This is a genomic window from Desulfosporosinus nitroreducens (genome assembly GCF_023897015.1).
Taxonomy (GTDB): domain Bacteria; phylum Bacillota; class Desulfitobacteriia; order Desulfitobacteriales; family Desulfitobacteriaceae; genus Desulfosporosinus; species Desulfosporosinus nitroreducens.
The window spans coordinates 159975-183932 of record NZ_JAMHFY010000001.1 but is presented as its reverse complement, the minus strand read 5'-3'; the positions used below and the strand labels follow the sequence as shown (position 1 = coordinate 183932).

The 23958-nt window shown below is 43.0% G+C and carries 17 protein-coding genes; 11 read left to right on the top strand and 6 right to left on the bottom strand.

Annotation, left to right across the window (positions count from 1 at the left end):
* Nucleotides 1-163 precede the first annotated feature (163 nt).
* The 6 genes from M8E35_RS01085 to M8E35_RS01060 all read right to left on the bottom strand — a co-directional run bounded on the left by M8E35_RS01085 (nucleotide 164) and on the right by M8E35_RS01060 (nucleotide 7867).
* Nucleotides 164-1480: a TRAP transporter large permease gene (locus tag M8E35_RS01085; RefSeq protein ID WP_252466861.1), complete on the bottom strand. Its 1317-nt coding sequence runs from the start codon at nucleotides 1478-1480 to the stop codon at nucleotides 164-166.
* The gene (locus tag M8E35_RS01080; protein WP_252466860.1) at nucleotides 1477-1962 is read right to left on the bottom strand and encodes a TRAP transporter small permease; all 486 of its coding nucleotides are present in this window, start codon (nucleotides 1960-1962) and stop codon (nucleotides 1477-1479) included. Before M8E35_RS01080 ends, M8E35_RS01085 begins: the two co-directional genes overlap by 4 nt.
* A 104-nt stretch (nucleotides 1963-2066) precedes the next feature.
* On the bottom strand, nucleotides 2067-3161 hold the full coding sequence (locus tag M8E35_RS01075) for a TRAP transporter substrate-binding protein (protein ID WP_252466859.1): 1095 nt from the start codon (nucleotides 3159-3161) through the stop codon (nucleotides 2067-2069).
* Between the two features lie 431 nt (nucleotides 3162-3592).
* Complete coding sequence (locus tag M8E35_RS01070; RefSeq protein ID WP_252466858.1) at nucleotides 3593-4369, bottom strand: glucose 1-dehydrogenase; 777 nt, start codon at nucleotides 4367-4369, stop codon at nucleotides 3593-3595.
* A 626-nt stretch (nucleotides 4370-4995) separates the two neighbouring features.
* Nucleotides 4996-6912 carry a sigma 54-interacting transcriptional regulator gene (locus tag M8E35_RS01065; RefSeq protein ID WP_252466857.1) on the bottom strand — a complete coding sequence of 639 codons (1917 nt, stop codon included), beginning with the start codon at nucleotides 6910-6912 and terminating at the stop codon, nucleotides 4996-4998.
* 184 nt (nucleotides 6913-7096) lie between these two features.
* Nucleotides 7097-7867, bottom strand: a complete 771-nt coding sequence (locus tag M8E35_RS01060) for a LytR/AlgR family response regulator transcription factor (protein ID WP_252466856.1) — start codon at nucleotides 7865-7867, stop codon at nucleotides 7097-7099.
* A 496-nt stretch (nucleotides 7868-8363) separates the two neighbouring features.
* Here M8E35_RS01060 and M8E35_RS01055 point away from each other — a divergent pair, with 496 nt between their 5' ends.
* The 11 genes from M8E35_RS01055 (at nucleotide 8364) to M8E35_RS01005 (ending at nucleotide 23864) form a co-directional block, all read left to right on the top strand.
* Nucleotides 8364-10517: a sigma 54-interacting transcriptional regulator gene (locus M8E35_RS01055; RefSeq protein ID WP_252466855.1), complete on the top strand. Its 2154-nt coding sequence runs from the start codon at nucleotides 8364-8366 to the stop codon at nucleotides 10515-10517.
* Between the two features lie 624 nt (nucleotides 10518-11141).
* Nucleotides 11142-13079, top strand: a complete 1938-nt coding sequence (locus M8E35_RS01050; protein WP_252466854.1) for an aldehyde ferredoxin oxidoreductase N-terminal domain-containing protein — start codon at nucleotides 11142-11144, stop codon at nucleotides 13077-13079.
* The gene (locus tag M8E35_RS01045) at nucleotides 13069-13617 is read left to right on the top strand and encodes a 4Fe-4S dicluster domain-containing protein (protein WP_252466853.1); all 549 of its coding nucleotides are present in this window, start codon (nucleotides 13069-13071) and stop codon (nucleotides 13615-13617) included. Before M8E35_RS01050 ends, M8E35_RS01045 begins: the two co-directional genes overlap by 11 nt.
* 32 nt (nucleotides 13618-13649) lie before the next feature.
* The gene (locus tag M8E35_RS26675) at nucleotides 13650-14801 is read left to right on the top strand and encodes a (Fe-S)-binding protein (RefSeq protein WP_252466852.1); all 1152 of its coding nucleotides are present in this window, start codon (nucleotides 13650-13652) and stop codon (nucleotides 14799-14801) included.
* Nucleotides 14802-14930: 129 nt separating this feature from the next.
* A complete protein-coding gene (gene fdhD, locus M8E35_RS01035; RefSeq protein WP_252466851.1) occupies nucleotides 14931-15617 on the top strand; it encodes a formate dehydrogenase accessory sulfurtransferase FdhD in 687 nt (228 codons plus the stop codon).
* 64 nt (nucleotides 15618-15681) lie between these two features.
* Nucleotides 15682-18786, top strand: coding sequence for an FAD-dependent oxidoreductase (locus tag M8E35_RS01030; RefSeq protein WP_464244748.1), 3105 nt, complete (start codon nucleotides 15682-15684; stop codon nucleotides 18784-18786).
* Nucleotides 18787-18837: 51 nt separating this feature from the next.
* Nucleotides 18838-19605: a hydrogenase iron-sulfur subunit gene (locus M8E35_RS01025; protein WP_252466850.1), complete on the top strand. Its 768-nt coding sequence runs from the start codon at nucleotides 18838-18840 to the stop codon at nucleotides 19603-19605.
* A gap of 50 nt (nucleotides 19606-19655) precedes the next feature.
* Nucleotides 19656-20108, top strand: a complete 453-nt coding sequence (locus M8E35_RS01020; RefSeq protein WP_252466849.1) for an NADH-quinone oxidoreductase subunit NuoE family protein — start codon at nucleotides 19656-19658, stop codon at nucleotides 20106-20108.
* Nucleotides 20109-20117: 9 nt separating this feature from the next.
* Complete coding sequence (locus tag M8E35_RS01015; protein ID WP_252466848.1) at nucleotides 20118-21809, top strand: (2Fe-2S) ferredoxin domain-containing protein; 1692 nt, start codon at nucleotides 20118-20120, stop codon at nucleotides 21807-21809.
* 4 nt (nucleotides 21810-21813) lie between these two features.
* Nucleotides 21814-22428: a 2Fe-2S iron-sulfur cluster-binding protein gene (locus tag M8E35_RS01010; protein ID WP_252466847.1), complete on the top strand. Its 615-nt coding sequence runs from the start codon at nucleotides 21814-21816 to the stop codon at nucleotides 22426-22428.
* A gap of 245 nt (nucleotides 22429-22673) precedes the next feature.
* Complete coding sequence (locus tag M8E35_RS01005; protein WP_252466846.1) at nucleotides 22674-23864, top strand: thiolase family protein; 1191 nt, start codon at nucleotides 22674-22676, stop codon at nucleotides 23862-23864.
* Nucleotides 23865-23958 lie beyond the last annotated feature (94 nt).

The window sequence follows — 23958 nt, the reverse complement described above, 5'->3', positions numbered from 1 at the left end:
GGAATGAACATAGGAAAAATAAGATTTAGAAGGCATCAACAGTTGTTATATGACTGTTGATGCCTTTTGCATAGAATTGAGTATTACAAAATTATATAAACTGTCTTGACTGTTACCCAGAATTGCTTTCTAAAGGTGAAATTTTGATAATTTTAGACAGTAATCAATTGATTAAGTAGTTAGGTAATGTAGTAACAATTTGAGGAAAGGCAATCAGAAGTACAGTAACAATTACGGCGGCAAGTATAAATGGCCAAACTCCCCGGAAAACGGTTCCCAGAGGTACGTCTTTTGCTACCCCTCTAATAACATAGGCGTTGATACCTACAGGCGGGGTTATTACACCGATTGCTACTGTCATACAGATGATTACCCCAAACCAGATGGGGTCGTAACCCAGAGTACCTACGACGACTGGGTAAAAAATTGGTACTGTCAGTAAGATAAGTGGAATCATCTCGATCAGAGCACCCAAAAACAAATAAATTAAAAGAATAATCAGCATGATAAAAAAACGTGGAAGAGCTAGACCGCCAACCCATTCAGCAATTTCAGAAGGAATTCGACTAATACCTAAAAAACGGGTGAAGATAATAGCTCCGGCTACCATAAATAAAATCATGGCTGTTGTGTTGGTGGTATCCTTTAAAGCGTGGTTGAATCTTTCCCAATTCATCGTCCTGCCAATCAAAGTAACCAGTAACACCCCTGCTGCGCCAACGGCACCTGCTTCAGTTGGGGTGAAATACCCCAGAAAAAGCCCCCCGATAGAAATCACGAAGACCGCAATCACTTCTATTAAACCATCTCGCAATGAAGCCAATACCTCTCGTCCAGATGCTCTTGGCTCTCCAGAGGGTGGACAGAGAGTGGGATTTAGTTTATTCACAACATAAATCATAAGCATATAAGCAATCATTAATAATATCCCAGGAGTAATGCCAGCCAAGAACAACTTGGAAATTGATTGTTCGGTAGATACTCCGTAGATCACAAAAATAGCACTTGGAGGAATTAAAATACCCAGTGCGCCTCCTGCAGCCACACTGGCAGTGGCAAGGGAATCATTATAATGGTACTTCTTCATTTCCGGAAGAGCGATAGAACCGATCGTCGCTGTGGTCGCCGTACTGGAACCGCAAACTGCTCCGAAAATAGCACAAGCTACTTGGCTTGCCATAGCTAATCCACCACCCAAGTGGCCCACTACAGTATAGGCAAACTTAAATAGGCGGGTGCCTATTCCGGAATGATACGCTAAATAACCCATTAAAACAAACATGGGAATTACGCTAAGAGAGTAGTTGGCCCAAGAGGTATAAAATTCGGAAGCCATCATCCGGAAGGCGGCGGCAGGAGTCACTAAATAACTAAAACCGACTAAACCAACGAGACCCATGGAAATTGCGATAGGCATTCTCAAGCACAAAAATACTATGAATGCTAGAACGCCAACAAATCCTGCCATGGTTGGACTCATCTCTGCACCCCCTTTCTTAGGTTATTAATCATAGACCCTAAGGTTACGAGGGCGTATGCCAATAAACCAAAAGCAACTACATAGATAAAGAAATAATAGGGAGTTTTAGTGGTCATGGAGACCTGTCCGCTAAGCTTCATATCATTGGCGTAAATAACAATTCTCCAAAAAGATATGCTCAAAAAAACCAAACACAAGAAATCGATCACCACATGAAGCACAGTTTGTACTTTTATGTTAAGTTTATCGGTGAATAATTCTAAATAAATATGGCCGCCTTGTGCTCCACAAAAGGCTAGAGAAAGACCTACGACCATTGCTGACAGAAATTCTGTCCACTCAATTGCACCAGGTATCGGAGTTCCAAACTGGCGTGAAATGACATTGCCAACCACCAGTACCATCATGGCGACTACAATCCACCTTGCAATATTATCAAGAATATAACCGAATTTTCTGGCGAATTTGCTTACAACTCCCATTTTGTCACCACCCTTAAGTATTGAAGAAATAACAAATAAACGAGGGCCAAGTACTTAATTCACATTAAAAACTTCTTGCACTTGAAGCCCTCGTTATTACAGTACTAATATTTCTTATTAGTTTTATCAACTATGTCTTTAACAGCAGTTAAGATTTTTTCTCCTTCTAAGCCCTTACCGTTTAATACGGTAATATAATCAGTGTGCATTGGTTTAAGAAGGTCCAGCCATTTTGCAGTTTCAGATTCGGAGAGGGTTATTATTTCAACCTTCTTTTTGTCCTGTGTATATTTCACGCCAGCCGCATTAATTTTATCCCACATACCAGGGACAACTCCGCCATAATAATCTTCAGTAGCTTGGGTGATTTGTTTCTGAACATCGGCGGGGATAGAATTCCACTTATCCAAATTCATAGTAACGAAGAATGCTTGATTGTAAATGAAAGGGGTCTGCGTAATATAGTCACCAGTAACGTCCCCTAATCTGAACCCCTTCAATAATTCACCCGCAGAAAGTCCGCCTTTCATGATGCCTTTTTGCAATGCCTCATACCATTCGGGCATTGGCATTGTGATTGGTGTAGCACCTAATAATTTAAGCGCATCACCTACTAGGCCTGTACTCGCACCAATTTGCAACCCTTGAATATCTTTCAATTCTCGATAAGGAGCCTTTGACATCAAATTACCTGGTCCAGAGGCCCAACTAAAGAGGTGATGAGTATCTTGCAACTCTTTAGGATTGAGAGTTTTGATCCCTTCCATAAGCGAATAACTCGCTGACATGGAATTTTTATTAATAATACCTGGCAATAAAAAAGTTTCAACGACCGGAAAACGTCCTCTGGTGTAGGCGTAAGCGGACATACCGATATCAGAGACACCCTTAACAACACCCTCATAGGTTTCTGCAGATTTCAAAAGCGTTTCAGCAGGATAGCTCGTAACTTTAACCCGGCCATTCGTAGCTTTGTCCACAGCCTTTATCCAACCCTGAGTGATTTCAGTTTCAACGGGGTGGGTAGCAGGAAAAAAGGAGGCCAGTTTTAATTCTATCGGCTTCGTTGTTTCAGTAGCGGTGCCGCCAGAACTTGCAGGACTTGAACCGCATCCCGCTGTGCTTAACACTAAACTTATGGCTAATATGAAAATGAATAATCTCGAATTAGAAGAAATAGTTCGTTTTTTCGCAAACATATGATACATCTTCCTTTCGTTATAAAGCGTTAGCGCAGTGTCTGACCGTTGGAAAACTTTGCGTAAATAATTTATTTTTTGTTGTCAGTCCACCTCCTTTGATAATAAGTATCTAATTGCAAAAGTTATGCCACATAATTTAGAATATAAATAATTTTCTGCGAATTATCAATACAATGACTTGAATGGCATCTTTTAGTTGTCAACGGATGGGAAACAATTAAATTTACCACAACCAAAGAGGCATTGCACGATATATTCAATCTAAATTGGTGCGGTAACACACCATTTGGAGAGACATAACACCGAATCTATTTTATAAGTCCAAAATTGCAAAAAATATCTCTCTATCTGTAATGGAGCAGGATTAAGCAATCTTACTACAATGCGGATAGAGAGACTTTTTAGCTGATAGAGTTTAAGTAACATCATTAAATCAAAGTGAAACATCCATCGACAATAAGATCACACCCTGATGTATAAGATGCTGAGTCTGAAAGCAGATATATGACTGCGCCAGCTAGTTCTTCCGGAGTCCCCATGCGCTTAAAAGGCGTTGAATTTATCCAGCTGTCCTGAAACTCTTGAGGAACATTGCGTGTCAACTCTGTAAAAATATATCCGGGACTGATACAGTTTACTCGTATTCCTTTGCTGCACCATTCCACTGCGAGGGACTTTGTCAAATGTACTACACCTGCTTTGGACGTATTATAGGATGCTGTCTTTTGCGGAGAATTAATAATTGTTCCTGACATAGAAGCTGTATTGACGATTGCGCCTTTTTTATCATGAGCAACCAAATATTTCGCAAATGCTTGTGAAACAAAGAAAACGCCATTTAAATTTATGTTTATAACTTTAAGCCAGTCATCAGGTTTTACGTCTAAGGCTGCTTTAGGCAGAGCAATTCCAGCATTGTTAAAAAGCAAATCTAAAGTGCCCATTTCGGCAGCAGCTTTTTCAATTGCCTGAGCTACGATTTCCGGTTTGGTAACGTCTGCACATACTGCCATAGTTTTGCAATTATATTCTTTTGCAATAGAATCAGCAGTGGCCTTAGCTTTTTCTTCTTGCATGTCAAAAATAACAATATCAGCACCAACGGCTGCAATATGTTCAGCAACTATTTTTCCGATTCCTTGTGCTCCACCTGTTACAATAACTACTTTACCTTCAAGTGAAAACAACTTTTTCAACATATCCATATTTCTGTCTCCTTTTTCAATACTGAACTAATACCTAATTGTTACTGTAATGTAAAATAATGGTGATGACCTAAATTAATAGCATGTAAATACCAAAAATAGAAGTCTAAAAATAGAAGTCTAGATAATCAGAAATGAACTTGTTCAGCTAAAGCTGAACATTGAGACTTCGGTGACATAAGTCTCCAGTACGATAGTCTCCGGTGGAGATTATCGCCACCGAAGTAGAATAAGGAACACCCACTTGAAGAAGTGGGAGCCTCGGAATTGATTAGCAGACCAGAAACGCGCGTGTTAGGTTAATAAGACAAGGGTTATCATGATCTTTAGTGCGCTCCCTTCAGTTTTTTAACTAAGCACCTTCCCCAAGCTATCTCATATCACAATTATAAGCAAAATATAGGCCAAATTTTCTTATTTATCCGGATGTTCGGCTAAGAGTCGTTTATTATATCCCAAAAGGCAGGGATGGACTGCTAACGGATAATTAGCTTTGACTGAAGGACCTCTAAAGAATCAGCAAGAAATTAATGAGTGGTGTAACAGTGCACTGAATTGGTGTAAGATTGCACCGCCAATTATCAATCTCTGACAAGATATCTTTTTGATTATGAATAGATTTTGTATTATTTTTTGATTCCATATTTTGTAGCTTTACGCATTACATTTGAGTGGTCAAGACCTAAAGCCTCGGCTGCTTTTCTAATTGAGGGGTAACAATTGAAAGCCATAATAATCAGCTCCTTTTCCAACATTTCTTTAGCTTGTTGAATCGGTAAGATCGCATTGACTGTAATTGGAGAATTAACCTTGTTCTTAAATTTAGACAACTGTGTGAGGACATGCATGGGTTGAACTAAATCTTCCTCTGTGACGACTAACAGTCTCTCGATTACATTTTGAAGTTCACGCACATTACCAGGCCAACCATAAGATTCTAAGATAGAAATAGCCTTGGGATCAAAATGTTTTTCAACACCATATTTTTCGTTATACAGGCGGATAAAGTGCAAAGTCAGAGGCAGAATATCCTCTTTTCTCTCCCGCAGGGGAGGGACCTCGATAGGTAAAACGTATAAGCGATAAAAGAGGTCTTCTCGAAACACTCCCTCCTGCACTCTTTCCCAGATGTTGCAGTTTGTGGCAGCAATAATGCGGACATTTAGTTTTATTGGGCTGATGCCACCGAGACGATAGACCTCTTGTTCTTGTAGTACACGTAAGAGTTTAACCTGCAAATTCGCTGACAAATCTCCGATTTCGTCAAGCAAAAGTGTACCAAGGTTGGCAAGTTCAAACATACCAGGCTTTCCTTGAGAGTTCGCCCCGGTAAAAGCTCCTGCTTCGTAGCCAAATAGTTCTGATTCTAAGAGGGTTTCTGGAATAGCTCCACAGTTTATTTGGATGAATCTTCCTGAAGAGGCTCGGGTGCTTGTGTTATGAATGACTCGGGATAATACTTCTTTTCCTACGCCTGATTCTCCTAAAAGCAAAACAGTGGAGTCTGTTCGGGCAGTACGAATTGCCAAGTTAAAGAGCTTCAGCATCTCAGGGCTTTTCACTATAATTTTATCCTTCCGGAGCTGCTCTATCATCAATTCCGGCGGTTCGGTCTGATTGGTTGCCAGTAATTTGGATTCGCTTAGTTCTTCACCTAATGGTGAGACTGCAGCGTCTATTAGTGGTCGCGGCAGAATGTATTGTCTTTCTTGATAGGAATACTTGGAGGCGGAGGTGGCAGACTCACCCATCGAAGACTCTATGCTCAACTCCAGTTGAACGAGGTCGCTAAGTTTATGCAGTTCAGAGATATCTTGGATATTGCTTACAACTCTCGAAACCTTCCCTTCATTGTCAAAAATCGGATAGCTGGTAACCAGTACTTGCTTGCCGGTAGGACTAATATTCTGAACACTGGTGATGGTTCGTCCTTCGCGAAGGGCTTTAGCGGTTATGGATTCATACTCAAAAATGCCTTTTTCAAATAAGTCGTTAATATGCTGGCCGATAAAGTGCGAGGCGTCCAAGCCGGTTAAGCGCGCATGGGCCTGATTAAATCTCATACCACGCCCTTCATGATCGCAAATTGCTATTCCGTCAAAAGAGGATTCGATAATGGTATCTAATTCTAGGTTTAGTTGCTTCACTGAAGCTTGTTCAAATAGTTCTTGGCCGTGTTGACTTTGATTGACCAGCTTATTATTTAAGTAGCTAATTAGTGTCTTAGTCATAATTATTCCAACAAAGTTGCCCTGAGCATCTTCCGCTGGGAACCAAGAATTATTCTCCAGTAAAGCATCTTCTAGTTCCATGCCTTCTTTGTAAATAATGATGTCCGTTTGCATAGCATCCTTAACAAGAACTGCACCCTTGTGAATCTTTTTCTGGGCTGATGCCAAATTGAGAATGCCAACTATTTTTTTATTTTGCACTACTGGAGCAGAAATGAGTTCGTGAGCAATCATACTATCCACTGTCTTGGCTAAGGGCTGATCAGGGTCAAACTGCACCAGACTGGGTCTAGCTAATTTAATAAGTTTCATAAGCCGCTGCTCCTTAATTTTTAGATTAGTGTATATATTCATTATATTTCTATATTTCAATAAAATAAAGTCTAATTTACTGGTTGTTCGATTAATAGTTTATGCAAGAACTAAAATCTAAGATTCAAAAAATAATGCCCTTAACTATTCCCTGTGGAATGTTAAGGGCATTAAAAATCAGGATCTAAAGGCCTAACATCTCTTTGAAAATTCGGGTTTTGGTTCGGCTCATTGGAATCTTGCTGCGTACATCGTCATCGACCACAATGTTATAAGTTCCATTAAAATAAGGAATCAGTTCCTGCATGCGCCGAATGTTAACTAAATAACAACGATGGGAGCGGAAAAAAAGAGTAGAGTTTAAACGTAATTCCAACTCGCGTAAAGTAAAGCGAGTCAGATAAGCGTCCTTTTGAGTTTTAATGTAGACATTCTCTTTATCGGTATAGATAAAGATGATATCATTCGGGTGTAATAGAATTATTTTATCCCTTTGTTCAACAGGTACAACTTCCAAAGGCTTAGGATGGGTAACGGCTTCACTCTTATCGGAGAGCAGTGGAGCATTCTTTGATGCATTTAGGTTGTCTCTTAACTGGCGTACTTTCATTAACGCTTCTTCTAGGCGCACAGGGTGAATGGGTTTCAGAAGATAGTCTACCGCATTTACGGCAAAGGCAAATGTAGGTGCGTATTCTTCTTGAGCGGTGGTCAAGATGATTGTGGGTGAATCAAGCTTTTCTCGCAATAGATCAGTCAGATCAGTCCCATTTAGGCCTAGCATAGCAATGTCTAAAAAAATTACAGAGTAATCCAGGTTGTAGATTAACTCTAGAGCTTCCAACGCATTTGCGGCTTCCCCAACAATCTGCACATCCTCAAAAAGCTCGAGTAAATAGCGAAGTTCTTTACGTGCGGAGCACTCGTCATCGACCAGTAGGACACGAAGTTTCAAGCTAATCCCTCTTTTCTTGGCATATCGGGAAGTATAATTTTGTAGTGAGTTTTCATCTATCCATTAGCCGGTGTATTCGTGTAATCGTTTGGAATAGAATGTTCGATTAATAATTTCTGACAATTGAAATATTCAGAAATATTTTATGCAAATATCATCACATGTAATGTCCTCGCTTGTCAAGATGATATTTTTTGGAAAAACGGGTTCTCAAAGCTTCGAAAACACTTACGTTAAAGAATTTTCAGAAGATTGTTCAAAAATATACTTTGATATAGTCATATAGTGTGTGATATCGTAATAATGCAGATATTTTACTAATAAACTCGTGGAAATTGCGGCATTGTCTGTTGTTAATTGACTGATAATCTCAGCATAGATATAATTAAGGAAACCCTAATAACTTTTATGACCTATTCGGTCATAAGGATGGCTATAAAAAGACAGAATATTCACCGATTTTCATTGCAGTTTGTCCCAAAATGGGTATGAAAGGGTGAAAGGCTTTGTTTTCATCAACACTAATAGAAATATTGGAAACTGGGATGCTGTTATGAGATGGGTAGAAGAGGTCATGACCCCTCTATCGGTTTGTCTGAGCGATACTAATTCTTGTTTAGAGGCATTGCAAAGGCTTAACGAAATTAACTCTTCCGGTTGTCCTGTAGTGGATAAAGCAGGGGAGTTACTGGGAACAGTCACAATGAAGGCGCTTATCGAGAGAATGATCCATAATGACCGTTCACCTGCAGATCTGAGTTTTCTAGAAGCAGTGGAACGCAATCCTTTGGTTATTAAGCCTTCTCTTCGTTTAGAAGAGGCTTGGGCTTGCCAATTTGATTTGGCAGTGGTAATTGAAGAGGATGGGCAGATTGTTGGAGTTTTAAGCCGAGCCGATCTGGCTGTTGCTTTATATCAAGAAGCCGAATTCCAAGTTAAAGAACTTGAAGCGATATTAAACTCTGCGCATAATGGAATTGTAGTTATCAATAGCGATGGCAGGATAACTTCATTTAATAATAGGGCAGTCCAACTATTTACCAGAGTTTCACGTGAAGCTATTGGCCGCCATGTCTTAGATGTAGTGCCTATTGGTCTGATGGAGACACTGGAAACGGGGAAATCGGAGTATTCCCAAGAGTTTCGAGTGGGTCAGAGGACATATATCATGAATAGGGTTCCAGTTATACAAGAAGGGCAGATAACAGGAGCTGTTGGGATATTTCAAGATATATCCGAAGTTGAATCTTTATCGCAAGAATTGGCCGCAGTTAAGGAACTTAACAGTGAACTTAATTCAATTATACAGTCCTCCGCGGATGGTTTATGCGTCACCGATTCGGCTGGCATTGTCCGCAGAGTTAATCGAATATTTCAAAAAGTGAGTCTGGGCAATACGCAGGATTTGGTTGGAAGAGGAATCCAAGAAATTGAAGAGGCTGTCTATGGTCATCCGTTGTTTGACTTAGTTTTGCAACGTAAGCAACCCGTTACCATTATAGACAATAAAAATAATCGCAGTCTGATTATCACAGGTAATCCTGTTTTTGATGAGGACGGAAAGCTCTTAAGGGTTGTAATAAACTTAAGAGATATGACCTTTCTTAATCAAATGCAACAGGAGTTGATTGATGCCAAACGAATAAGCGAAAATTGTCAGGAGCTGTCCGAATCGCGAAATCGTCTGGAAACTGGGGGGATGATTGGCACTGGTCCTGAGATGATACGGGTATTCGAATTAATTAGGCGGGTAGCTAAGGTTGATTCTACCGTGCTTTTATTTGGAGAATCAGGTGTTGGTAAGGAAGGTATAGGGAAACTCCTTCATACTCAGAGCAACCGAGCCGAAGGCCCTTTTATAAAACTTAATTGCGGGGCTATTCCAGAGCAATTGTTAGAATCAGAACTTTTCGGATATGAGCAAGGAGCGTTTACGGGGGCCCGTCGAGAAGGTAAGATCGGTATGTTTGAGCTGGCTCATAATGGAACGCTTTTACTCGATGAAATTGGTGATTTCCCCCTTAATCTTCAGCCCAAGCTTTTAAGAGTTCTGCAAGAACGGGAGCTTGTTCCTATTGGCGGAGCAATGCCGCGTCAAATTAATGTTCGAATCTTGGCGGCAACCCATAAAGACCTTGAAGAGATGATCAGGGGGGGCCAATTTAGAGAGGATCTGTACTTTCGATTGAATGTGGTTCCGATTTTTATTCCGCCTTTGCGGCAACGGCATGAGGATATCATTCCTCTTCTTAATCATTTTCGAGATAAATTTAGTAAGAAGTACGGCTTTAAGCGAGAATTCTCGCCAGAGGTAATTGAGGCTTTTCTGGAGTATGACTGGCCAGGTAATGTTCGGGAGCTGGAGAATATGGTTGAGCGTTTAATGGTTGTTTCGGCAGGAGATTTGATACAGGTATCACAGTTGCCAATTTCCTTTAAATCCAGTGCCAGCAAATCAGCAAGAGTATCAGTCAATTCCTTAATGCCACTGAAAGAGGCTGTAGATGAAGTAGAGCGTCAACTTATTGACAAGGCCTTAGAGAAATTTGGAAGCACTTATAAGGCCGCCGCTGCCTTAGGAGTTAATCAGTCTACAGTAGTCAGAAGAATGGCTCGTTTTCGGCGGACCGACGCAGAGTCGCCTGCATAGCGTTAGAATATTTCCGGAACCATGATTGAAATTAAATTTAAGTTCCTAGGAAAACCGAGTCATACTTGCATTGTTTCGATGCAGATATGACTCGGTCCAAGTTGTGATCCAATAGTCTTTTAATAGAGAATGATAGATAACACTGCAATTTTGCAGTGTTATCTATCATTCTCTTATTTTAATTATTTTAAAAATAACTGATGTTATACCGTTGGGCGTTGGTTTCCGACAATTCGACTGTAGATTACAACTGGTCGATAATAAAATGGGGCGAGAGTGTAAAAAATTGGCATTACACTTGCAGTAGACTTTGTGTTAAGTGAATTATCTAAATATTTGAAAAAAAATAAACAGAAGGAGATGGTTGTGAAATTCTTAGGAAAATCTGCAGAGTTGTATAATTTTCAACTGAATTTGCAGTTAGTTAATGTATCGAAAATATATAACAAAATTCCTGAGTGCACGTGCTACACCAAACAACAGAGGTGATTGCTTAAGCTCCAGAACGTATAGGTGTATTCCAATTTTAAACTCAGCTGATAATATTGTCCACATTTTGGGTGGGGTTAACCTTCGAGCGGATGGAAGAAAAATAAAAACATACCTAAATAGAGGGGTTGAAAAATGAGGTACGCAGAGACAGGGTATAATTTGGAAATTGATTTATCTCGAGGAAGCATTGAGAGGGTAGAAACTGACCCCCTATTAACAGAACTGCATCTGGGGGGGCAGGGTACTGCCGCGAAGATAATATGGGATAGGGTTCCTCCGGAAACTGAACCCTTTTCTCCCGATAATCTAATAATATTCAGCAGCGGTCTTTTAAATTGCACACCAGTTCCCGGTGCCAATCGTTGCATTGTCAATACTATTAGTCCACAGACAAACCTTTTTGTTAATTCAATGTTGGGTGGATATTTTGGAACGGAAATGAAATATGCCGGTTACGACAGAATAATCATTCGGGGTAAGTCCCCTAATCTGGTTTATTTGTGGATAAATAATGACAAAGTGGAAATTCGTGATGCCTCCCATCTGCAGGGTAAAGGTGCTATGGAAACACAAGGAATCCTTCAAGCTGAGTTGGATGCCAGTGCCCAAGTGGCCGCTATCGGCTTAGCTGGTGAGAACAGGGTTTATGGTGCGAGCATCGAACACGCCAGCTCTGCTGCAGCCCGTATGGCAGGTGTGGTTATGGGGGATAAAAGGTTAAAGGCGATAGCTATACGTGGCACAAAGGACATCAATGTTGCCCATCCGACTGAACTTTGGGGGCTGTGCGAGCCCAAGTATAAGTCGATTGCTGATGATCCGGAGAATGGAGACCCGATGCGTTTGGATCCCTCTAACGATGCTTGGCACATGGAAAATTTCGCTTGGGGCAATGCCCGGGAGCGACGGAGAGGTTATTTTACCAAAGATGTTTACAAGAATGATGTAACGACTACTGATAAAGCCCGGTTGCGATGGGTTGGTTGCTATAACTGTCCGAAGATGTGTAAGCAAATGCTTGAACTGGAAGATGGGAGGAAATTCTTCACAAAATGCTTCAACAGGCTTATCTATATGATGGCGGCCTATGTGGAAGATTTTAGTTTTAGCTATGAGATGCTGGCCAGAACCACAGAGTACGGAATGGATGGATTTGCAACACCTCAGCTTCTGGCCTTCGCTGTTGAACTTTACGAAGCCGGCGTTCTAACTAACGAGGATCTGCCAGACTTCCCTGCTGATAACGCGGAAAGATTCTTCTATCTGCTTGATATTACGGTTCGGCGTGAAGGGTTTGTGGGTGATGCTTTAGCCGATGGCGTTTATTGGGCGGCTCGTAAGATTGGCCGGGGTGCGGAAAAATATGACCATAATACCACTAAAAAAGTGGAGCAGGTGCCGCTTAAGTTGGGAAAAGTAAATTTCCCCTATTATCTAATGTATGCCACCGGTGAGAAGATGTCTATCACCCAGATTGAAGGGTCGTATCCCCAGGCACCGGAGCCTGATTTAGAAAAGAGAAAAAAACTTGTAGAAGGTTGGGAAGCTGCTCCGGAGAGGTTCAAGAAATGGTTCTTAGAATGGGAGCCGCGTGTAGATCCTTCGATAGAAGAGTCTGTTAACATTACTGATTGGAACGAAATGATGCATTATGTTGATGACTCCATCGGGACCTGCGCTTGGTTGTCCTCCTTTAGAGGCCAATTTGGTTGCAGGCCTGCGTATCATATGTATAATTTGCCGGAATTCATCTCCTATGCCAGTGGACTTGAGCTGGATACCGACAAACTATGGAAAATAGCTACTAGGAACCGAACTTTGGTTAGAGCCATTAATAACCGAAGAGGCCTAAGAAGAATTGATGAGGCTCCGCCTGTCGACCACTGGAAGATTAGAGAACCTGAGAAGGAACAAGCATATCTCGATGGGTATTATGCTTTCAAGGGCTGGACTAATGAAGGAATTCCAACCAAAGAGACCTTGGACAAATTAGGCTTGGATTACGTGAGTGAAGACTTCATCCAGAGGGGGATCTTGACAAGCGACGGAGGTGAGATCCGTGAAGGGTGAAAAGAAAATAGTTAAATTAATTAAAGTTAATCTTGACAAATGCATTGCATGTCGTGCTTGTGAGTTGGCCTGTTCCGCATTTCACGCCAAGCCGAAATACAGCAGCATCAATCCTGCTAGGTCTCGGATTCGGTTGGTTATGGATGTACTGAATGATGAGTATGTGCCGATACGTGCTACTGAATATACCAAATCTGAATGTGTCGGCAGACAGATTTTTACGATCAACGGAAAAGAATACAGCGAGTGCAGCTTCTGCGGAGCTTCTTGCCCGTCGAGAGATCTATTTAGGGAACCTGATTCTGGTCTTCCATTGAAATGCGATATGTGTGAGGATGAGTTAGGTCATGAGCCTAAGTGTGTAAAGGTGTGCACGGTTGGAGCCCTGGTTTATGAAGAATACGAAGAAGAAGTCAATGAGGAAGTTAAAGAAAAAGAGAAGCAGATCGCGCTGGAAATGGGATTAAAATCATTGCTAGACAAATATGGAGCCCAGAGACTATTGGATAACTTCGTCCGAATGTCCCAGAAGGGCTAAAACTGTTATGAGAAAGGAGAGGATTAGAAATTGTGGAGATTGTAGCCCCCTTCAAAGAGGCCATAGATGAAATCAAAGAGAGTGGTGCAGACGCCGTTAAATTCTGCTATCAATGCGGAAAATGCGATACTGTTTGTCCCTGGAACAAGGTCAGAACGTTCAGTATGCGCAAACTGATTCGAGAGGCAACCTTTGGTTTGACTGAGATAGAAAATGAAGAAATCTGGCGTTGTACTACCTGCGGAAAGTGCCATCAGAGATGCCCGAGAGACGTAAAGCAGATTAACGACATGGTTGCCTTGCGCAGATTCGCCACGGGATATGGCGTTTTCCCTGAGGCTGTTAAGCCTGTTCGCGCTGCAAGTGCAGGCCTTTTTGCAGAAGGAAACCCCTTTGGTGAAGCGCGAACCAAGAGAGCGGAATGGGCAGAGGGTCTTTCAGTAAAAACATTCACCGAAGGGATGGAAATCTTATATTTTCCGGGTTGCTACTTAAGCTATGACTCAAGATTGAAGAAGGTAGCTCGAGCCACTGTCAATATCCTCAATAAGGCAGGGGTGGATTTCGGGATACTGGGTACCAAGGAGAATTGCTGTGGAGAAAGCATCCGCAAGACCGGCAATGAGGCATTATTCAAACGCATGGCTAGGGAAAACATCAAAACGTTTATCGATAACGGTGTCAAAAAGATTCTTGTTTCCTCCCCTCATTGCTATCATACTTTCAAGAATGAGTATCCAGAATTCAATGTGAACTTTGAGGTAATTCATATATCCCAGTATTTGTTCGAGCTTATAAATGGGGGAAGACTCCAGATCAGCAAGGAGTATGAGAAGAAAGTTACGTATCATGACCCATGTTATTTAGGTCGGCATAATGGCATATATGACGAACCGCGAGGGGTCTTAAAAAAGATACCTGGTTTGATATTAAACGAGATGGAGGAGTCGCGGGAAGATAGTATGTGTTGTGGAATGGGCGGGGGCAGGATTTGGATGGAAACTCAAAAGTCCGACAGATTCGCCAACCTTAGATTGGATCAAGCTATTGGAGTTGGTGCTGAGGTGCTGGTTACTTCCTGCCCCTATTGCATCACCAATTTTGAAGATAGCAGGTTAGTCCTGAATTATGATGACGTCATACAGGTTAAGGACATCACGGAGATTCTCCAGGAAATTATTTAGAGGACGGAGAAGCTAAGCATGCAAAAGGAAATTGGCGTATCATATATGAAAAATGTGGCAGTGGAAATAGTCGGTGATCGCTTTTCGGAAGAGGGGTGGGGCAGGACCTCAGTTCACGTGCCAAGCGAGATGGGTCTCACAATCTTTGTGAATCACCAGGAACTGGTCACCATTCAGTGCACTCCAACTAAGATGGAGTGTCTTGTCCTTGGATTCCTGTACGGAGAGGGAATCATCTCAGGTATCAGCGACGTGGTGATGATGAAGATGTGTGAAGTGGAATCACTGGTCGATGTGAGGCTGATTAACCCCGAGTTCGAATTGCCAACTCAGCGGACACTCACCTCAGGGTGTGGTGGAGGTTCAGTTTTCAAAACGTACGGACAGAAGGTTGAATCGGGTCTTGTTGTGACAGCAACGGAAGTGTTGTGTCTAATGAAGCAACTTCAAGAGAAGATGGATCTGTACCGGCTTAGTGGCGGTGTACACACTTCAGCTTTGTCCGATACTGGGAATCTGCTGGTAGTGGCCGAGGATATCGGACGACATAACACTTTGGACAAGATCCATGGCGAATGTCTAGAGAGGGCACTATCAACCCGAGACCGATTGTTGCTGACCACTGGTCGAGTTTCGTCGGAGATGTTGCTTAAGGCCGCAAAGATGCAGGTCCCGGTTGTTGTTTCGCGTCATTCGCCGACGGGGAGCGCCGTTTCACTTGCTTGCGATCTAGGCATTGCTCTAATTGGTCATGCACGTGGAAATCGCCTGTTGGTGTATTCACACCCGGAGCGGCTTGACTGCTCTGCAAACTAGGTGCGGCTGGCTGATCCGGTACTTGGACAGTATGCGCACATAAAACCTAAAGAGGTGATAGAAAGTGGAACAAGAACTATTGCTAAAAGAACAAATTCAACAACTTTGTAATCGTGCTGGAAACAATAATTTTGGAGACGTAATGGTTGTTGGTGGAGGGATCAGCGGTATTCAAGCCTCCCTTGATCTTGCTGCTGCCGGTTATAAGGTTTACTTGGTTGACAAAGCGCCGAGTATTGGTGGTCATATGGCCCAGCTTGACAAGACCTTTCCAACCAATGACTGCTCCAGTTGAATACTCAACCCCAAACTGGTCGAGGTCGACCGGCAGCCGAATATTGAGGTCCTAACCTATACTGAAGTTGACAGTGTAGACGGGGAAGCAGGGAACTTCAAAGTAACCTTGATTAAAAAGCCCAAATACGTTGACGAGAGCAAATGCACGGGGTGTAAAGCCTGTGTAGAATACTGCCCGGTTAAATACCCTGATCAATTTAATCAGGAAATATCTCAGAATAAAGCGATTCATATATATTTTACTCAAGCAATTCCGCTTGCCACTTATATTGATGAAAGTTGCCTTTACCTTAAAGAAAAGAAATGTACTATTTGCCAAGCAATCTGTAAGGCTGACGCCATAGATTTTAATCAAACGGCGGAGAAGGTAGAAGTAAATGTAGGGGCCATCGTTCTAGCACTGGGGTTTGAGCCATTTGACCCCAAGCTCCGGAATGACTATGGCTACGGGAAGTTTAAGAACGTAGTAACCAGTCTTGATTATGAACGGATATTAAGTCCTTCCGGGGCATATGAAGGGGAGATACTGCGAGCTTCCGACAAAAAGCATCCTCATAAAATAGCGTGGATTCAATGTGTCGGGTCCAGACAAGTTAACCCGGCAGGCGGGAATAGCTATTGTTCAGCAGTATGTTGCTCTTACGCCCAGAAACAGGTGATTCTGACCAAAGAGCATGATGCAGAGGCCGAGTGTACCATATTCCATAACGATGTTCGTTCCCATAACAAGGATTTAGAGCGATACTTCCAAAAAACAGAACAACTTCCCGGGGTTCGGTTTATTAGAAGCTACGTATCAATAGGAAAAGAGATCCCGGAAAGCAACAATGTAACGATTAGATATACAACACCGGATGATGGAGTAAAAGAAGAAGAATTCGATATGGTGGTATTATCCATAGGCCTGAATCCCCCCACTAATTATCAGGCTTTGGCCGATAAGTTCGGCATCGAGCTCAATTCACACGGATTCTGTAAAACAAGTCTTTCCAATCCTATGGAGGCCACCAAGCCTGGGGTCTTTGTCAGCGGATCCTTCCAGGGTCCTGCAGATATTCCTGAGTCGGTTTATACCGCCAGCGGGGCTGGCTCGCAATGTGGTGAACTTCTTGACTACAGAAGAGGGAAGCTGTCCAAAGAAAGGATCTATCCGCCGGAAAGGGATGTATCCCAAGAGGAACCAAAGGTAGGCGTCTTTGTATGTCATTGCGGGGCTAATATCTCAAGGGTAGTAAATGTACCTTCCGCCGTTGAATATGCCTTAACCTTACCTAATGTTGTCTACGCCCAGGAACAGTTATTTTCATGTGCCACAAATTCTGCCAAAGAAATTGCAGACATGGCCAAGGAAAAAGGGCTCAATCGATTGGTTATCGCTGCATGCTCCATCAGGACCCTTGAACCGTTATTCAGGGACACCCTTCGGGAGGCGGGAATTAATCAATATTATTTAGATATGGCTAATATTAGAGAACATTGCTCCTGGGTCCACTCGAAGGAAAAGGAAGAGGCCACCCATAAGGCTAAGGATCTAATCCGGATGTCGGTAGCCCGGTCTAGCCATTTGAAACCTTTGCAGGAATTTGCGCTGAACGTCAATAAGACGGCCTTAGTGGTCGGAGGAGGCGTAGCCGGCCTGACCAGTGCTCTGAGCGTGGCTAACCAAGGACATGAAGTTTACCTGGTGGAAAAGGATACCGACCTGGGGGGAATGGCGCGCAGAATTCATTACACCTTGGAAGGGTTGGATGTTCAAGAATATTTGCACGATGTGATTCGCCAAGTTTATCAGCACCCCTTAATCCGTGTCTATACCGAGGCAGCCATCACTGAGACGGGCGGTTTTGTGGGAAATTTCATTACCAAGGTGAAGGCTCAAGGAAGAGTCACCGAGATAAAGCATGGGGCAACCATTCTTGCTACAGGTGCTGAAGAATACCAACCCATCGAGTACCTTTATGGAAAAGATGACAGGGTAATAACCCACTTGGAGTTAGAAGAGCAAATCGTCAAAAAAGAAGAAAGCCTGCTTAACACTCGGAGTCTAGTGATGATTCAATGCGTAGGTTGCAGAAATGAAGACAGAAACTACTGTAGTAGAATATGTTGCAGCGAGTCTATCAAAAACGCCCTGAAACTAAAAGAGCTAAACCCCCAGATGGATATCTACATTCTGTTTAGGGATATGAGGACGTATGGGTTAAAAGAGGATTATTACCGAGAAGCGGCTGGTAAGGACGTAAGGTTCATCCGCTATGAGGCGCAGGATCAACCTCAGGTGGAAGAAGCTGTTGACGAGGATGGTCGGAATGTCTTAAGAATTAGTGTGACTGATCTTATTTTAGGTAAGAAGCTTGAAATTGATTCTGATAAACTCGCTTTAGCTGTCGCTGTTATTCCGTCAGCGGGAAGTCAGGAGGCTGTTGACCTATTCAAGGTAACTACCAATCAAGATGGTTTTTTCAAAGAGGCTCATGTAAAACTAAGGCCTGTTGAGTTTGCTGTCGATGGCGTTTATCTTTGCGGAATGGCTCACTATCCCAAGCATATAGCGGAAACGATTAGTCAGTCTTATGCAGCTGCAGGCCGGGCCTTAACCCTGCTCTCACGTGATTCAGTGGTAGCCTCAGGCGCTGTTGCAGAGGTGAATGGGAATGACTGCATTTCGTGCGGGGCATGTATCACGGCGTGTTCGTATGGTGCCATCGAGTTCATTATGACACCACAAGGCAGAAAAGCTGGGGTTAATCCTCCTCTATGCAAGGGAGATGGTCTTTGTAACACCGTATGTCCGACAGGGGCTATTCAACTTAAGAACTTTACCAATGAGCAGATATTGAGCCAAATCGATGCAGCGGTTGCAGGCTTGTAGATGTTCGCTATGCACAAAGACAGGATTACTAAGTAAGGCGGTGAGAAAAGCATGAGTACTGGACTTAAATTTAAACCAAAAATATTAGGGTTTGTCTGCCAATCGTGAGCATACGGGGCTGCAGACCTAGCTGGCGTGTCCAGACTACAATATACACCTGAGAGTAGGGTTATTCGTGTCATGTGTACTGGCAGAGTTGACCTGTCATTTGTATTAAGGGCTTTCTCCAATGGAATGGATGGAGTGTTTCTAGGCGGTTGTAAATACAATGATTGTAATTATGGTACCCAAGGAAATTATCATGCGCTAAACATGGTACTCCTATGTAAGAAAATAATGGAGCACATCGGCCTGAATCCGGACAGATTAAAGATCGAAACGATGTCTTCAGCTGATGGAAACTTGTTTGCTGAAATTATGACTGACTTTGGCAAACAGGTGAAGGAGTTAGGACCTCTCGGCAAAGGGGAAGGAATCGACGACTTGGTCTTAAAGTCTAGAATCCAAGCAGTTGCCGATATCGTCCCCTACATTAGACTGGTGGAAAGAGAAAGAATGAGAATACCCGTCCAATCGCAGGAAGTGTATTATAATTTTTTCGGCAGTGACGAGTTCACCAAATTGTTTAAGGAAACAGTTATCGAGAAATTGGTAGACAGCCAAATTATTTCACTCTTGCGAGAAGGACCCCAGACAACCGGAGAGATCGCTAAGGTTTTAGATCTGACCCCGTCTGAAGTATCAAGGCACCTGAATAGTTCGTCAAGGCAAGGATTAGTTAGGTATGAGGAAGGCCGGAAGTGCTTTGCACTGGCCTAAGGTGAAGAGCAGACAGTGGATTAGAGGAAGGAGGTCAGGACAAAGAAGTTATGGATAAGGATGCAATTGATAAGATTTTAGATAAATATCAGGGCCAAGCCGGTTCTTTGATTCGAGTAATGATGGAGATTCAGGAAGAGGAACATTGGCTTCCCAGAGAAGTATTAGTGAAGATCAGTGAAAAATTGGGGGTGCCCTTTAGTCGGGTTCTGCGAATAGCTTCCTATTATAAAACCTTCAGTTTGACTCCCAAAGGACGTCATGAAATTCAAATTTGTACGGGCACGGCCTGTCATATTCGTGGTGCGCAGCGTGTTCTCGATGCGGTGGAAGAACTGACCGGAATTAAACCTGGCGAAACAGATTTGGATCAGAAGTTCAGCTTGGAGACTGTTAACTGCCAAGGTTGTTGCACATGTGGTCCGTTGATAAAAGTTGACGAACAGACTCACAGTAGAATATCGCCTGCCGAAATAGCAGACGCCTTAAAAAAATATGATTGAGGGAATATTATGACAAGGATAAATTCAGTTGCTGAATTGGAAGAACTCAGGAAGGGTATCTTGTCAAAAAAAGATCCCGATAAGCCTTGTATCGCAATATGTGCGGGAATCAGCTGTCTTGGTCTCGGTAATGGTGACGTTATCAGCGCTTTTAAAGAAGAAATCAGGAAACAATCGTTGGAAGTTGAAGTTATAGCCACCGGCTGCCATGGCTTTTGTGAAAAAGGACCAATTGTTGTGATTAATCCTGAAGAAATCTGCTATTTGGAGGTAAAGCCGGAGGATGTCCCAGAGATCATATCCCAGACTGTGATTGAGAAAAAAGTGATTAACCGACTAGTTTATACAGATCCCCTTAGCGGTGAAAAGGCAACTCATATGTCTGAAATACCCTTCTATAAAAACCAGATGCGAGTTCTCATCGGACATAACAGTAAGATTAATCCCAAGAGTATTGATGACTATTTAGCGATGGGCGGTTATTCTGCCTTTGCTAAAGCACTTCTTGGGATGAGTCCAGTGCAAGTTCTTGATGAAATAAAGAAGGCCAACTTGCGCGGCCGGGGCGGCGGTGGATTCCCTGCCGGGTCGAAGTGGGAGACAACTCGTAATGCACCAGAGGAAGTAAAGTATGTTATCGTGAACGCTCACGAAGGGGAACCCGGGGCTTTTATGGACAGAGCCCTTTTCCAAGGGAATCCGCACAGCGTGCTGGAAGGATTGATGATCGGTGCATATGCTATCGGTTCACATCAAGGATTTATTTACACTCGGCATGACACTCCGGAGTTAAGAAAGAACCTTGATATTGCCCTGGCCCAGGCGGAGGAATACGGACTTCTGGGTAAAAATATCCTTGGCTCCGGTTTTGACTTTAAGGTGGAGGTACATTTTGATGTCGGAATCTTCGTATCAGGCGAGTCCAGCGCCTTAATGAGATCAATCGAAGGGAAGGCGCCGGAGCCGAGACCGAAATACATCCGGACTTCGGTAAGTGGTATATGGGATAGGCCCAGTAACCTAAACAACGTGGAGACCTGGGCAAATGTGCCTCTGATCATCGGCAGGGGCTCCGAATGGTATAACAGTATAGGGACAGAACGGAGCAAGGGTACAAAACTCATCTCCTTATCGGGTCATGTCTGTAATTCGGCGGTCGTAGAAGTTCCTATGGGTACCTCGCTCCGTGACATTGTCTACGACTTTGGCGGTGGAATTCCCAACGGAAAGAAACTTAAGGCGATTCACTTTGGAGGACCAATGGGGGGAACGATTCCCGAGAGTCTCATCGACAACCCTTTGGATTTTGATGTGCTGTCAAAACTGGGAGCCTCAATGGGCGCAGGCGACATGCTGATGATGGATGAAGATACCTGTTTAGTGGAAGTCGCCAGGTATTTCCTTGATTTCCTCTCGGGCGAATCCTGCGGCAAATGCGTTCCCTGCCGTGAAGGCATCCGGCAGATGCTTAATATCCTGACGAATATGACGAAAGGCAAGGGAGTAGAAGGGGATATTGAGCTTTTGGAGGAATTATCCGAGGTCATCGGCGAAGCGGCCCTTTGTTCGTTGGGCAGGAGTGTTCAAAAACCGTTATTGAGCATGTTGAAACACTTTAGAGATGAATTCGAGGCGCACATCAAGGAGCAACGGTGCCCGGCACATTCCTGCAAGGAACTGATTGCTTTAGAGGGAGCGTAGAAAAATGAGTGAAATTATTTTACAGATTGACGGAAAAGACGTCGCGGCAAGTGAAGATATGACCATTTTAGACGCAGCAAAAAAGGCGGGAATATCGATTCCGACACTTTGTTACCACGAGGAGATAGAAGCTTATGGGGGTTGCCGCTTATGCACGGTTGAAGCAGACGTTCGAGGCCGGACAAATATCGTGGCTGCTTGCCTTTACCCGGTGCAAAAGAACTTGGTCGTAAGAACCAGGTCGGAGAAGATTGATAGGATTCGAAAAATGATCTTGGAGTTATTGTTGGCTCATGCTCCGGATGCCTTTGATTTGCAGGATTTGGCTAAAGAGTATGGCGCAAACAAGGATCGGTTTGAAAAGGATTCCTCATTTTGCATTCATTGTGGTCTTTGTGTAAGATACTGTGCCGAGGTCAAAAAGAAGAACGCTATTACATTTGTGGACAAAGGAAAAACTCGGGAGATTAGCTTCATCCCTGAGATATCCGCCAAAGAGTGCTGGGACTGCAAAGAGTGTTTTCCGCTTTGCCCGACAGAGGCACTGCAAGCAGCTTTCGTTTTAGCTAAAGCATTCACGTTTCCCTCATCTTTTTTGGAGTCCGCGCCAGCGAAATAAGCTACAGATTCTATGTTATTGAGGGTGAATTAAACGACAGACTCAAATTGGCACAATAATTGCATTATTTAGTAAATTGTAATTATTTTTAAAATAAGGAGGACTAAAATGAAAAAGGGTTAGAGTGGGACAAAGGAATAATGAAAACTATTGTCAGAGGGAGCAAAGAAGAATCCCTTACTTATGCAATGAAAAAGTTAGTGAGCAGTTGATAATTATTTTTAAGAAGAAAGAGGAGGACCAAAATGAAAGAAGTTGTAATCGTCAGTGCTGTGAGAACTCCAGTTGGTACTATTGGAGGGACACTCAAAGGTATAGCGCCACAAGAACTGGGAGGCATGGCCGTAAAAGAAGCAGTTGCCCGGGCAGGAGTGAGCCCTGATTTAGTGGAAACAGTAATCATGGGTTGGTCACGACAAACGACTGAAGCAGCAAATATTGCTCGTAATTGCTCGCTTTTGGCAGGAATACCAGAAGAAGCCTCTGCCTATACAGTGCATTGCCAATGTGCTGCCAGTTTAAAAGCTATCAGCAATGGAACCCAAGAAATACAGACCGGAAGGGCAGACGTAGTAGTAGCCGGGGGTACTGAGAGTCTGAGCCGTGCGCCCTTTTATCTCAAAAATGCTCGCTATGGGTATAGTGCAGGTGATGGAGTTTTAGTTGATTCTCTAACAGAAGCTGGACCTGGCGGACAACCCGCTTCGATCTATGGTGTTGTTTCAATGGGCGATACAGCCGAAAATGTGGCTGAACAATTTAATGTTTCTAGAGAAGATCAAGATCAATTTGCTTTTCAGAGTCAGCAAAGATGCCAAAAAGCCTTGCAATCTGGAGTTTTCAAAGATGAGATTGTACCAGTTGAAATTAAATCTCGTAAAGGCACAGTTATTTTTGATACAGATGAAGGTCCAAAGGATACGTCACTGGAAAAAATTGCATCACTAAAACCAGTGTTTAAGAAAGACGGATCCGTTACTGCCGGTAATTCCTGTGGTCGAAATGATGCTGCTTCGGCAATAGTTTTAATGTCTGCTGACAAAGCCAAGGAACAGGGTATTAAACCATTGGCTAGAATTGTAACGGATGTAACGACTGGAGTCTCTCCGCTGATTATGGGGATTGGTCCGGTACCGGCTGTGCGTAAGGCCTTAAAACAAGCTGGACTAACTTTAGACGATATTGACTTGATTGAATTAAATGAGGCCTTTGCTTCACAATCCTTGGCCGTTATTCGGGAGCTTGGTTTAGATATGGAGAAAACGAATGTCAATGGTGGAGCAATTGCTTTGGGTCATCCGATTGGAGCAACTGGAGCCCGCTTAATGACGACTCTTCTTTATGAGCTGCGCCGACGAAATGGTCGCTATGGTATGGTTACCCTTTGTATTGGCGGCGGACAAGGGATGGCTACCATTATTGAAGCTCTGTACTAAAATAGAACTGAAGATAATACTTGCTGAGAGAAGCATTACCGCGTTGCTCGCGGCAATGCTTCTCTGGTTTTTAATCAAAAGTACGATTGGGGAG

Bases quoted from the DNA above. Each gene is read 5' to 3' on its own strand.
- M8E35_RS01065 (WP_252466857.1), bottom strand. From the start codon at position 6,912: ATGAAACTTATTAAATTAGCTAGACCCAGTCTGGTGCAGTTTGACCCT.
- M8E35_RS01080 (WP_252466860.1), bottom strand. From the start codon at position 1,962: ATGGGAGTTGTAAGCAAATTCGCCAGAAAATTCGGTTATATTCTTGAT.
- M8E35_RS01005 (WP_252466846.1), top strand. From the start codon at position 22,674: ATGAAAGAAGTTGTAATCGTCAGTGCTGTGAGAACTCCAGTTGGTACT.
- M8E35_RS01085 (WP_252466861.1), bottom strand. From the start codon at position 1,480: ATGAGTCCAACCATGGCAGGATTTGTTGGCGTTCTAGCATTCATAGTA.
- M8E35_RS01020 (WP_252466849.1), top strand. From the start codon at position 19,656: ATGGATAAGGATGCAATTGATAAGATTTTAGATAAATATCAGGGCCAA.
- M8E35_RS01075 (WP_252466859.1), bottom strand. From the start codon at position 3,161: ATGTTTGCGAAAAAACGAACTATTTCTTCTAATTCGAGATTATTCATT.
- fdhD (WP_252466851.1), top strand. From the start codon at position 14,931: ATGGGTCTCACAATCTTTGTGAATCACCAGGAACTGGTCACCATTCAG.
- M8E35_RS01015 (WP_252466848.1), top strand. From the start codon at position 20,118: ATGACAAGGATAAATTCAGTTGCTGAATTGGAAGAACTCAGGAAGGGT.
- M8E35_RS01050 (WP_252466854.1), top strand. From the start codon at position 11,142: ATGAGGTACGCAGAGACAGGGTATAATTTGGAAATTGATTTATCTCGA.
- M8E35_RS01010 (WP_252466847.1), top strand. From the start codon at position 21,814: ATGAGTGAAATTATTTTACAGATTGACGGAAAAGACGTCGCGGCAAGT.
- M8E35_RS01070 (WP_252466858.1), bottom strand. From the start codon at position 4,369: ATGGATATGTTGAAAAAGTTGTTTTCACTTGAAGGTAAAGTAGTTATT.